Source organism: Bradyrhizobium genomosp. III (assembly GCF_000261705.1).
GTDB lineage: Bacteria > Pseudomonadota > Alphaproteobacteria > Rhizobiales > Xanthobacteraceae > Bradyrhizobium > Bradyrhizobium ottawaense.
Genome location: NZ_AJQF01000427.1, coordinates 1 through 11,002 on the forward strand (window position 1 = coordinate 1; position 11,002 = coordinate 11,002).

Here is an 11,002-nt window from a genome sequence, read left to right on the forward strand (position 1 = left end):
CGACGGTCGAGATCCTCGACCAGACCGCGAGCCGTATCGGCGAGGTCGTGAAGATGATCAACGCCATCGCCGGCCAGACCAACCTTCTGGCCTTGAACGCCACCATCGAAGCCGCGCGCGCCGGCGAAGCGGGCCGGGGCTTCGCCGTGGTCGCGGGCGAGGTCAAGAACCTCGCCGCACAGACGGCGACGGCGACGGAAGAGATCTCGCGTCAGGTCGAGGAGATCCAGGGCGCCACCGGCCAGGCCGTGACCGCGATCCGCGCCATCGGCGGCGCCATCAGCGGCATCGACGAGAAGATGACGGCGATTGCCGCCGCCGTCGAGCAGCAGCGCGCGGCCACCACCGAGATCTCGCGCAACTTCCAGCAGGCCGCGCAGGGCACGCGGGAAGTCACCGACACCATCGGCAGCGTCGCCAGGCTCAATCAGGAGACCGGCAACGCCGGCACGGTCTTGTCGGAATCCGTCAAGAAGATGTCGGCCGACGCCGACCGCCTCCGCGTCGCGGTCGAGGGCTTTTTGGGCGCGGTCAAGACCGCGTAGTTTCGCTTCAGTTTCTCCATCTGACGTCGCGCGTTCGGCATTGCCGCAGGTCCCTCCGGCGGCTACATCTGTGCCGCCGCGTCACCTATGCGGCGCCAGACGTAAGACAGATCAGGGATGGAGAGTTCGATGCCGGTCACCCCACACAAGGCCCAGCGCCCCTATCGCGGCGTGTTCCCGGTCGCGCCCACCATCTTCGATGAGCGCGGCGAGCTCGACCTCGAGGGCCAGCGCCGCTGCATCGATTTCATGATCGATGCCGGCTCGAACGGCCTCTGCATCCTCGCCAATTTCTCCGAGCAGTTCGTGCTCACCGATGCCGAGCGGGAAACCGTGATGCATGCCGTGCTGGAGCATGTCGCGGGCCGGGTTCCCGTGATCGTCACCACCACGCATTTCAGCTCGGCCGTCTGCGCCGCGCGCAGCCAGCAGGCCGAAGCCGCCGGCGCCGCGATGGTGATGGTGATGCCGCCCTATCATGGCGCGACCTTCCGCGTCCCTGAGAAGGGCATCGTCGAATTCTTCAAGGTGCTCTCCGGCGCCATCACCATTCCGATCATGATCCAGGATGCGCCGGTCGCGGGCACGCCGCTGTCGGTCGAGCTGCTGGCGCGGCTGGCGCGCGACTTCGCCAACATCCGCTATTTCAAGATCGAGGTGCCGGGCGCGGCCTCAAAGCTCCGCAGCCTGATCGAGGCGGGCGGCAAGGACATCGAGGGCCCCTGGGACGGCGAGGAGGCGATCACGCTGCTCGCCGATCTCGACGCCGGCGCCACCGGCGCGATGACCGGCGGCGGCTATCCCGACGGCATTCGCCAGATCGTCGATCCCTATTTCGCCGGGAAGCGCGAGGAAGCGAAGGCCGCCTACGAGCGCTGGCTGCCGCTGATCAACTACGAGAACCGCCAATGCGGCCTGATCGCCTGCAAGGCGATGATGCAGGCCGGCGGCGTGATCAAGTCGGACGCGGTGCGCCACCCCTTGCAGCCGCTGCATCCGGCCACGCGCGCGGGCCTGCTGGAACTCGCCAAGGAGCGCGACGCGCTGGCGCTGCGGTGGGGGAAGTAGCGGTACCAAACACTCAGTGTCGTCCCGGACAAGCGCGCCTCAAGCGCGCGTAGATCCGGGACCCATAGCCACAGAGAGAAGTGTGGCGAAGACTCGGAGTTGGCAGCTCGCTTGATAACCACTCCCTGGGATTATGGGTCCCCGCGTTCGCGGGGACGACATCGAGTGTGAGGCCCGCCCTCCAGCCTCACTCGCGAGCTTCCCCAGTTGGCTGAAGGCGTCGAATTAGCGCGGTTCGGCCGTTTCCCGCAGCCCGGCGATGAAGTAGGGTACGTTCGCCAACCAGGCCCCGCGGAGCATCTCGAGACATCGTGTAACACCTCTTCATAATGCCGTTATCCCGAGCCAGGTTGGCGCGAACCGACAGAACAGGGAGGCAGTGCCATGACGATGAGGCCGGATCCCACATTTCACGCATCGCCCAGGCTTGCGATGGAAGCACCTGCGGAGAACTTCGCCTACACGTTGCTGCTCAGTCCGGATTTCTCGAAGCCGGATGCTCTCGCGGTCATCGACGTCAAGCCGGGATCGCCGACCTACAGCCAGATCGTCCACACCGTGACGATGCCCAACAAGGGTGATGAGTTTCACCACTTCGGCTGGAATGCCTGCTCCTCCGCTCTGTCGCCGCTCGCCGGACATGCCTTCATCGAGCGGCGCTATCTCATCATCCCCGGAATCCGTTCGTCGCGGATCTACATCATCGATACCAAGCCAGATCCGACCAAAGCCAAGATCCACAAGATCATCGAGCCCGAGGAAATCTTCAAGAAGACCGGCTATTCGCGGCCGCACACCATCCATTGCGGGCCGGACGGCATTTACGTGAGCACGCTGGGTGGTGGCGGTAAGGACGGCACCAACGGGCCACCAGGCGTCTTCATCATGGATTGCGAGACGTTCGAGGTCCTCGGACGATGGGAGATCGACCGCGGTCCGCAGGCGCTGCATTATGACTTCTGGTGGAATCTGCCGCGCGATTACATGGTGACGAGCGAATGGGCCTTGCCGCCGCAGTTCGAGAACGGGATCGTCCCGGAGGATCTGCTGGCGAATAAATATGGCCATCGTCTCCACTTCTGGGATCTTCGCGCCCGGCGCAACGTGCAGACCATCGACCTTGGCGCCAATCATCAGATGGCGCTCGAGGTGCGGCCTGCGCACGATCCGGTTCGCGAATACGGCTTCGTGGGCGTCGTGGTCGACACCACCAATCTCGAAGCATCGATCTGGACCTGGTGGCGCGAAGGCGGGAAATTCCACGCCGAGAAGACGGCAACGATCCCGCCCGAACCCGCGCCAAAGGAGAATCTCCCGCCGCTGCTGCAGGGATTTGGCGCCGTGCCGCCGCTCGTGACCGACATCGACCTGTCGATGGATGACCGGTTTCTCTATGTGTCGTGCTGGGGCACCGGTGAAATGCGCCAGTACGACGTCACCGATCCCAGAAAGCCGAAGCTTGCGGGCTCCGTCCACATCGGCGGCATCGCACGCCGTACAGCGCATCCGAATGGCAAGTCCTTTGCGGCCGGCCCGCAAATGGTCGAGATCAGCCGCGACGGCAGGCGCGTGTACTGGACCAATTCGCTCTATTCCACCTGGGACGACCAGTTCTATCCCGATGGGGTTCCGGGCGTGGAGGTGATGGCCAATGTCGGTCGCAACGGCGGCCTCGAGCTCGACAAGGACTATTTCGTGAGCTTCCCGGACGGCTATCGTGCGCACCAGATCAGGCTGGAGGGCGGCGATTGTTCGACGGACTCCTTTTGCTACCCGTCGGTCTAGATGGTGGGCACGCGAGCCCGGCGCTTGGCTGGCTGTGGCTCGCCCTTGTCGCGAGCGGCCTCTATCACGGAGTCAATCCGGGGATGGGATGGCCGCTCGCCGTTTCGGCCGGGCTCATGGACAAGAGCCCGCGCGCGCTCTTTCGTGCGTTGTGGGCCCTGTCGGCCGGGCATCTCCTGGCAACATTTCTCGTGCTGCTGCCATTCGCGTTCCTGCTCGTGCTGGCCGAGTGGCAGCGTTCGATCCAGATTGGCGCGAGCCTTCTCGTCATCGGCTTCGGCGTTTATCGGCTGATCGCGCGGCGTCATCCCCGCGCGCTGGCACGAATTCCGCCGACGCAATTGGCGCTCTGGTCATTTGCCGTCGCCATCGCTCACGGCGCCGCCTTGATGCTCGTGCCGATCTATCTCGGGCTCTGCCAGGCCTTCGAATTCGATGCCGGCCATGAAGCGGCGGGCGCGCTGATGAAGACAAGTCTGGGGATGGCGGTGCTGGTGTCCCTGGTGCATGTTGCCGCCATGGTCGGCGCCGGCGGATGTCTGGCGTGGCTGGTCTACCGCCATCTTGGATTGAGGTTCGTCTCGCGAAGCTGGTTCAATCTGGATGCAGTCTGGGCGGCCAGCCTCGTTCTGGTTGGCGCGGTGGCGCTCGCCTTGAATCTTGCGAGCTGGCGCTGAGGTCTATCGCGCCAGAGGCCACTCGTCGACGATGTGGAATCTTGCCGCCGCATCATCCTGCCGAAATAGCGCGATGCGGTCGATCGCCAGCGTATCGAGACCGAGCGTCGCAAACCGCGGCCTCAGCATCTCCAGGATCGGTCCGCGGCGCTCGGCATCCAGCCGCCCCGTCAGCGTCATGTGGAAGCGGAATTCTTCCATCACGTAAGGGTAGCCCCAACGGTCGAGATAGTCGCGCTGCCGCTCGCTGAGTTTCTCGGGTTTGCGCCGCGCCCGATCGCCCGCCGACAGCGCGGCGCGAAACGAGTCGAATTCGCGGACGCAATCGGCGGCGAGCTGCTGGAGCGCCTCGACCGGCTCGGCCGGAATGACGGCGATGAAGCCGCTGATGGCATCGACCACGGGCCGGATCACGGCAAGCGGCCGCGATTTGCCGGCGAATGCGGCGCAGGCGGCCATCAGTTCCGCTTCGGTCCTGTCTGATACGAGCGCCATCGGCGCCTTCAGCGTGGCGTGAAAGCCGTATTTGCGTGGATCGGCGCTGACGTCGCGCCAGTCCGGCGCGACATGCAGCGCATCACGCGGGAACGGCAATTCGTTGCCGGTGTAGGCATCGTAGCCGAGCAACTCGGCGCCGAAGCGGGACAGCGCGCTGTCACTGCCGGCGGCAAAATAGATCGCGTAGCGGGGAAAACCTGTCATCGCCTCAGCATAACCAATTTAGGCCGCGACGACAGCCTCGCGCGGCGTCGCCACAGCAGTGAGCAGCCGCGTCGCATCGGTGAGATGGACGAGCTTTCCGCCTGCGATCACCGCGATCAGCCGCGGCCGCAGCTTCACGCTGTCGTCGACCAGCAGAATGTCGGCGCGGCGACCTTCCGCGAGCACGCCGCGATCGGCAAGGCCGGTGGCACGCGCCGGCCCGGCGGAGACCAGATTCCAGGCTTCCGTCAGCGGCAGCACGCCATCGGCGGCGAGGCGGAACGCGGCGAGCAGCTGCGCGGGATAATAATAGTCCGACGCCAGCACCGAGCAGAGCCCCTTGGCGATCATGTCGGAGGCCTTCGTCCAGCCGGTGTGGCTGCCGCCGCGCACAACGTTGGGCGCGCCGTAGACGATGGCATCGCCGTGGCTTGCTGCCGCCCGTGCCGTCTCCTCGTTGATCGGAAACTCCGCGATGTCAGCGCCGAGCTCGCGAAACTCCTGGCGCATCGCCGGCGTCGCATCGTCGTGCGAGAGCATCCGCACGTCGGCTGCGCGCGCCACAGCGGCCAGCCGCGCAACCGAAGCCGGCACTTCGTCGGCGCGCGAGACCACGCGTTCGACCAGCCGGTCAAATTCCTCAGCTGACAGCCCGGTGCGCTCCACCATGCGGTTGCGCTTGCGCGGCTTGGCCATGTCGGCGACCGTGCCGTCCATGTGGTCGTTGAAAGCGAACAGGTCGACCCGGCCTTCGTCGAGCCACTCGCTGATCTCGGCCTCGGCGCCGAGATTGTAGGTCTCGTGCCGCAGATGGAAGCGGGTGTCCGCGGCGAATTGCGGACGCTGCCGCTCGATGGCCTCCATCAGGCCGCGCGCGTTATCGGCGCTGCGCAGGCCCGGCTCCCACGAGCAGGTGGTGGCGTGAAAGACGGTGGTGATGCCGTTGCTGATCGCCTGGCGATCGCTGTCGGCGAGCGCGACGTCGATCGGGAAGTCGACACCGGCGCGCGGCATCATCTGCCGCTCGAAGGCATCGCCATGCAGATCGACGATGCCGGGCAGCACCAGCAGGTTGCGTGAATCGATTATCAGCCGCGCCCGGCCCCGTGAGGCATCGATCTGCGCGATGTCCTGTCCCGACACCGCCAATGACGTTTCGACGAATTCGGCGCCGGTCAGGGCCCGGCCGCCTTCAAGGAAAATGTCTGTCACGCGACCGCGTTTCGTTTGCTGGTAAGGGATCTGGTCAGGGGAGCCGCCCCTGCTTCGTATGTCGCAAGAAAATCTTCAATCCCGAGCTTGCGGAAATCGGGCAGGGCTTCACGCAACTTGTCGTGATCCCAGTCCCACCAGGCGAGCCGCGCGAGCCTTCCGGCGATCTCCTCGGAGAAACGCCGCCGCACGATGCGGGCCGGATTGCCGGCGACGATGGCGTAGGCCGGCACGTCCTTGGTGACGATGGCGCCGGCCGCGATCACCGCGCCGGTGCCGATGTTGCGGCCCGGCAGCACGATCGCGCCGTGGCCGATCCAGACGTCGTGGCCGATATGGACGTGATGCTGGCGCCGCCAGTCGAAGAATTCGGCGTCGTCGCTCTCGCCTTCGAAGTAGGCGCTCGAGCGATAGGTGAAATGCGCCTGGGTCGCGCGGTGCATCGGATGATTGCCGGGATTGATGCGCGTCATGGCCGCGATCGAGCAGAACTTTCCGATGGTGGTGTAGGTGATCTGGGAATCGTTCACGACATAGGAGTAATCGCCCATCGCCACTTCATGCAGGATGGTGCGCGCGCCGACCTCGGTATAGGCGCCGAGCCTGGTCTCATGCAGTTTGGCCGAGGGATCGATGGTCGGCTGGACCGAAAGAGTTTTGGCGGCCATGTTGCATCCGGAGCGCGAGGGCGGGCGTTCCTCTTCGAGCGGCTTGATGACGATGTCATGACGCGGCGATGACAGGGGATGAGGTGTGTAGCATCGCCGCAGTGCAACGCCCGTGTCACACAAGTGTCAAGCGCGGGCGTTAGCGGTTGGCTCCAGCTAATCTGGAGTCCTGCATGCTGGTGGTGGAAGGTCTGACGTGTCGCTTCGGCGCGAAAGCCGCGGTGGACGACGCTTCGTTTCAAGTCTCCTCCGGCGGCTTCGTCGGTGTGATCGGACGGTCCGGCGCCGGCAAGTCGACGCTGCTGCGAACCATCAATCGTCTCGCGACGCCGACGCAGGGCCGCATCCTGTTCGACGGCATCAACGTCACCGCGCTGCGCGGCAAGGAGCTGCGGCAGTGGCGGGCGCGCTCAGCCATGATCTTCCAGCAATTCAACCTGGTCGGCCGGCTCGACGTCCTCACCAACGTCCTGATGGGAAGGCTTGCGACGATGCCGGCCTGGCGCTCGCTGTCGCAAGTGTGGCCCGAGCAGGACAAGGCGCTGGCGATGTCCGCGCTCGAACAGTTCGATATCGCATCGCTCGCGGCCCAGCGCGCCGACCAGCTTTCCGGCGGCCAGCAGCAGCGCGTCGCGATCGCGCGTGCGCTGGTGCAGCAGCCCGACATCATCCTCGCCGACGAGCCGATCGCATCGCTCGATCCGCGCAACACCAAGATCGTGATGGATGCGCTGCTGCGCATCAACAAGCATTTCGGCATCACCGTGATCTGCAATCTGCATTCGCTCGATCTGGCGCGCAGCTATTGCGACCGCCTGATCGGCATGGCGGCGGGGCGCGTCGTGTTCGACGGCGCACCGGCCGCACTGACCGACCACGTCGCGCGCGAGCTTTACGATCTCGAAGCCGCCGACGTCATGGGCACCATGCCTGACCCGGCGCCCGCGGGCGTCCCGGCACTTGGAACGGCGGCCGCCGCCTGAGCCGCGTCGCGCCTGTTTGAGTTGCAAGCTTTTGCGTCAACCGACCCAACCGATGAAGAGGGTATCATGATCACTCGTAGACTCGTTCTGGCCGGCGCCGCGGCGCTCGCCTTCGCCTCGTCGGCTTCCGCCGAAGACTGGAAAGCCAAATATCCCGAGCTGACCTTCGCGGTCGTCCCGGCCGAGAACGCCTCCGGCGTCACCGAGCGCTGGGCGCCTTTCGTGAGCTATCTCTCCAAGGAACTGGGCGTGAAGGTCACGCTGCGCATCGCCAACGACTACGCCGCCGTCATCGAGGGCCAGCGCGCCGGCAACATCCATATCGCCAGCTATGGCTCGGCCTCGTTCGCCCGCGCCCGCCTGACCGGCGTCAAGTCCGACGCCTTCGCCAACGACATCAACGCCGACGGCTCGACCGGCTATTATTCGGTGTTCTTCGTCAAGGCGAGCAGCGCCTACACGAGCGTCGACCAGCTCAAGGGCAAGAACCTCGGCCTCGTCGATCCGAACTCGACCTCCGGCAACAATGTGCCGCGCTTCGAGCTGGACAAGATGGGCATCCCCGATGCCGACGGCTATTTCGGCAAGGTCGTCTTCACCGGCAGTCACGAGAACGCGATGCTGGCGCTGTCGCAGGGCACCGTCGACGTTGCCGCCAACCAGTGGACCAGCGACGACGATTCCACGCTGGCGCAGATGCTGACCAAGGGCATGCTGAAGAATGCCGACGGCTCGGCGATGAAGAAGGACGACTTCCGTATCATCCATAAGTCGGCGCCGATCATCAACGGCCCCTATGCCTACAATTCCGACCTGCCGGAAGACGCCAAGGCCGCTATCGCCAAGGCGTTCTTCGACGCGCCGGCCAAGGACAAGGCCGCGTTCGACCGCCTCTCCGACGGCCAGAAGAAGGGCTTTCATCCCGCCACCACCAAGGATTGGGATGGCACGATCGAGCTGATCAAGTTCGTCGATGCGCTGCGTAAGAAGAAGGCGTCCTGATCTCAGGGCGATGTAACTGGAGCCGGGTCCTTGGGACCCGGCTCTTTCTTTGACGGAACTTGGCTCAGGCCGATGACAACAGCGGTTTCGATCCTCCCCGAGCAGCAGCTTGCCGTGCTCAACGCCGCTTATCGCCAGGCGGTCGGGCGCAGGCGGCTCCGCCTGCTGTTGGGGATCGCGGTCTTCGCCGCCGCGCTGCTTCTCGCCGCGGTCGGCGCGGAAGTGAATCTGCGCACGCTGTTCACTTATTTCGGCAATTTCATCAGCTATTTCGACCGCATCCTCACGCTCGACAACGGCCAGCGCGTCTGGACCGATGTCGGCGAGTGGCTCTGGGGCTGGCGCAAATGGCTGAAGATGCTCGGCGAGACGCTGCTGATATCTTATGTCGGCACGCTGATCGGCGCGACCTTGGCATTTTGTCTGAACTTCTTCGCGGCTGAAAACACCTCGCCCGCACCCTGGCTGCGCTTCGTCGTCCGGCGCCTGCTCGAATTCGCCCGCACCGTTCCGGGCATCGTGTTCGCGCTGATCTTCGTGATCGCCTTCGGGCTCGGACCGATGGCGGGTGTGCTCGCGATCGCGATCCACTCCACCGGCGCGCTCGGAAAGCTGTTCTCGGAAATCGTCGAGAACGCCGATATGAAGCCGGTCGAAGGCATCCGCTCGACCGGCGCGAGCTGGCTGTCCTGCATGCGGTTCGCCGTCGTGCCGCAGGTGACCGCGGGCTATGCGAGCTACGCGCTGCTGCGCTTCGAGATCAACGTCCGCGAAGCCTCCGTGATGGGCTTCGTCGGCGCCGGCGGCATCGGCCAGGAGCTCGTCGTCGCCATCCGCAAGTTCTATTACTCGGACGTCAGCGCGATCCTGCTCACCATCATTGTCACCGTGTTCATCATCGACATCAGCACCGGTTGGTTGCGCGGCCGCCTGTTCGGCAAGGAGGCGCGGGCGTGACGAGGCAGCAGGCGGTCGACACGCGAGAGCTTCGCGCGCGCTATCCCGATGTGTTCGACCGTCCGGCCTCGGCGCGGCTTGCCACGCCGGCGATGATCGTCGCGGCGTTCGCGATCCTCATTTACGGCCTGGTCGATCTCGATTTCTCGCCGTCGCGATTCTTCGCAGGTCTCAGCCAGCTCGGCTGGATCAGCCTGATGATGATCCCGCCCGATCCCGGCTCGTCGCTGCCGGTCTACCTGAAGGCACTCGGCGAGACGCTGTCGATTGCACTGCTCGGCACCACGCTCGCCGCCGTCTTCGCACTCCCCGTCAGCCTTCTGGCCGCGCGCAACGTGGTGCCGTCGAAGCTCCTGCGCTTTCCCGTGCGCCGCGTGCTGGATTCGATCCGCGGCGTCGACACGCTGATCTGGGCGCTGGTGTGGATCAACGTCGTCGGGCTTGGCCCGTTCGCCGGCGTGCTTGCCATTGCGGTGTCGGATTTCGGCGCCTTCGGAAAGCTGTTCTCGGAGGCGATCGAGGCCGCCGACCAGAAGCAGGTCGAGGGCATCCGCGCCTCCGGCGGCAGCCCGCTGCACGAGATCCGCTTCGGCCTGTTGCCGCAGGTCCTGCCCGTGATCGCCGGGCAGGTGCTCTATTTCATCGAATCCAACACCCGCTCGGCCACCATCATCGGCATCGTCGGCGCCGGCGGCATCGGCCTCCAGCTCGCCGAGCAGATCCGCGTGCTGGAATGGCAGAAGGTGTCGTTCCTGATCCTGATGATCCTGGTCGCGGTCGCCGCGATCGATTTCATCTCGGGCAAGCTGCGCTTTGCGATTATTGGCAGGCGGGCTGTCGCCTGATCAAAGGTGCCGTAGGGTGGGTTAGCCGAAGGCGTAACCCACCACTGTTTATCTCCGCGGAGACAGAAGAGGTGGGTTACGCCTTCGGACTGCGCTTCGCGCAGCCCAAGGCTAACCCACCCTACGACTCCACCAGAAACTCCACCCGCTCCGCCGCGAAGCGCGAATGCTTGGTCATCAGCGGCTTGCCGTCGAGATCGTGGTCGGTCGCATCGACCACCAGGATCGGCCGTCCCAGCGCCAGATCGAGCCGGGCCGCGTCGGTGGCGTCGACGATGCCGGCGGTGATCCGGGTCGCGCCGCGGCGATAGTCGCGGACGCCGTAATGTTCCAGCAGCTTCGTCATCGAGCGCGTCGCTGCGAACACGGCGCCGGCACCCGGAAATAATTCCGCCGACAGCCAGGTGGTGGAGACGCAGATCGGCGTGCGGTCGGCAAGGCGAATCGCCTCGATCCGCACCAGCGGCGCGCCGGCCTTCAAGCCGAGCTCGCGCGCCAGCTCACGGGTCGCGACATCGTCGGTCGCCTCGATCAGCTGCCCGCGCGGCTCGCGGCCGC

General features: G+C 65.3%; 12 protein-coding genes. 8 read left to right on the plus strand and 4 right to left on the minus strand.

Annotation, left to right across the window (positions count from 1 at the left end; translation table 11 throughout):
* The 4 genes from IC66_RS0134075 to IC66_RS0134090 form a co-directional block, all read left to right on the plus strand.
* Window positions 1-545: methyl-accepting chemotaxis protein (locus IC66_RS0134075; RefSeq protein WP_038950651.1), on the plus strand; the 545-nt coding region annotated here is incomplete at its 5' end.
* Between the two features lie 129 nt (window positions 546-674).
* The gene (locus IC66_RS0134080; RefSeq protein WP_028140780.1) at window positions 675-1,613 is read left to right on the plus strand and encodes a dihydrodipicolinate synthase family protein; all 939 of its coding nucleotides are present in this window, start codon (window positions 675-677) and stop codon (window positions 1,611-1,613) included.
* A 384-nt stretch (window positions 1,614-1,997) separates the two neighbouring features.
* Window positions 1,998-3,398, plus strand: coding sequence for a selenium-binding protein SBP56-related protein (locus IC66_RS0134085; RefSeq protein ID WP_038950652.1), 1,401 nt, complete (start codon window positions 1,998-2,000; stop codon window positions 3,396-3,398).
* An 83-nt stretch (window positions 3,399-3,481) separates the two neighbouring features.
* Window positions 3,482-4,075 carry a hypothetical protein gene (locus tag IC66_RS0134090; protein WP_028140778.1) on the plus strand — a complete coding sequence of 198 codons (594 nt, stop codon included), beginning with the start codon at window positions 3,482-3,484 and terminating at the stop codon, window positions 4,073-4,075.
* A 3-nt stretch (window positions 4,076-4,078) separates the two neighbouring features.
* Here the strand turns inward: IC66_RS0134090 and IC66_RS0134095 are convergent, their stop codons facing one another.
* From IC66_RS0134095 to IC66_RS0134105, 3 genes are read right to left on the minus strand one after another with little or no spacing between them, the layout of a single operon-like run.
* Window positions 4,079-4,777 (minus strand): DUF1045 domain-containing protein, encoded by a 699-nt coding sequence (locus IC66_RS0134095; protein WP_038950654.1) that lies wholly within the window; start codon window positions 4,775-4,777, stop codon window positions 4,079-4,081.
* An 18-nt stretch (window positions 4,778-4,795) separates the two neighbouring features.
* A complete protein-coding gene (locus IC66_RS0134100) occupies window positions 4,796-5,989 on the minus strand; it encodes an alpha-D-ribose 1-methylphosphonate 5-triphosphate diphosphatase (protein ID WP_038950655.1) in 1,194 nt (397 codons plus the stop codon).
* Window positions 5,986-6,657 (minus strand): transferase hexapeptide repeat family protein, encoded by a 672-nt coding sequence (locus IC66_RS0134105; protein WP_028140775.1) that lies wholly within the window; start codon window positions 6,655-6,657, stop codon window positions 5,986-5,988. The genes IC66_RS0134100 and IC66_RS0134105 overlap by 4 nt, the downstream gene beginning before the upstream one ends.
* Window positions 6,658-6,830: 173 nt before the next feature.
* On the opposite strand from IC66_RS0134105, the gene phnC reads away from it, so the two are divergent.
* The 4 genes from phnC (at window position 6,831) to phnE (IC66_RS0134125) (ending at window position 10,444) form a co-directional block, all read left to right on the plus strand.
* Window positions 6,831-7,640 (plus strand): phosphonate ABC transporter ATP-binding protein, encoded by an 810-nt coding sequence (phnC, locus tag IC66_RS0134110; protein WP_038950656.1) that lies wholly within the window; start codon window positions 6,831-6,833, stop codon window positions 7,638-7,640.
* Between the two features lie 66 nt (window positions 7,641-7,706).
* On the plus strand, window positions 7,707-8,642 hold the full coding sequence (gene phnD, locus IC66_RS0134115) for a phosphonate ABC transporter substrate-binding protein (protein WP_038950657.1): 936 nt from the start codon (window positions 7,707-7,709) through the stop codon (window positions 8,640-8,642).
* A gap of 72 nt (window positions 8,643-8,714) precedes the next feature.
* On the plus strand, window positions 8,715-9,599 hold the full coding sequence (gene phnE, locus IC66_RS0134120; RefSeq protein ID WP_038950658.1) for a phosphonate ABC transporter, permease protein PhnE: 885 nt from the start codon (window positions 8,715-8,717) through the stop codon (window positions 9,597-9,599).
* Window positions 9,596-10,444 (plus strand): phosphonate ABC transporter, permease protein PhnE, encoded by an 849-nt coding sequence (gene phnE / locus IC66_RS0134125; protein WP_038950659.1) that lies wholly within the window; start codon window positions 9,596-9,598, stop codon window positions 10,442-10,444. Before phnE (IC66_RS0134120) ends, phnE (IC66_RS0134125) begins: the two co-directional genes overlap by 4 nt.
* A gap of 121 nt (window positions 10,445-10,565) precedes the next feature.
* Here phnE (IC66_RS0134125) and phnF read toward each other — a convergent pair.
* Window positions 10,566-11,002 (minus strand): phosphonate metabolism transcriptional regulator PhnF (gene phnF, locus IC66_RS0134130; protein ID WP_038950660.1); only part of this gene is annotated, 437 nt, incomplete at its 5' end.